This is a genomic window from Dysgonomonas mossii, assembly GCF_004569505.1.
Lineage (GTDB): Bacteria > Bacteroidota > Bacteroidia > Bacteroidales > Dysgonomonadaceae > Dysgonomonas.
Map to the genome: position 1 here is coordinate 1 of NZ_SPPK01000146.1, position 388 is coordinate 388.

The 388-nt window shown below is 65.7% G+C and carries 1 protein-coding gene; it reads left to right on the forward strand.

The window, feature by feature from the left end:
- The coding region (locus E4T88_RS18090) for a hypothetical protein (RefSeq protein WP_167755490.1) at nt 1-388 on the forward strand (388 nt) is incomplete at both ends.

A 388-nucleotide genomic window follows, 5' to 3' on the forward strand; every position in this document is an offset into this window, starting at 1 on the left:
CTGCCGGAAAGCGTGCAGGCCTGGCTTCGCCATTTTCATCAGCATCTGGCCACCACCCTGATCGCCGCTGCGCTCGCCAGCGCCTTTGCCATCGCCAATATCGCGGACGCCAGGCCCGTTGAGCTGGCCGACGCCCCGCGGCCGATCGCCGTCGGCGTGTTTATTCTGCTCTGCTTTACGCTACTGCTGCTCGAACGCATGCTCAGCTTCCGCCCCCTTCGCGGCTGGCCTCATCGGCAGCAGTACGTGGGGTTCGCTCGCCTTATGCTCAGCCTCTTTCTGCTGCTTACCCTCTCCCTGCTGGCGGCGATGGCGTTCCCCGCCCCCGCGCTGTGGGGCATTAAGCTGGCGAGCCTGACGATCCTGCTGGTGGCGCTGGAGTATGCGC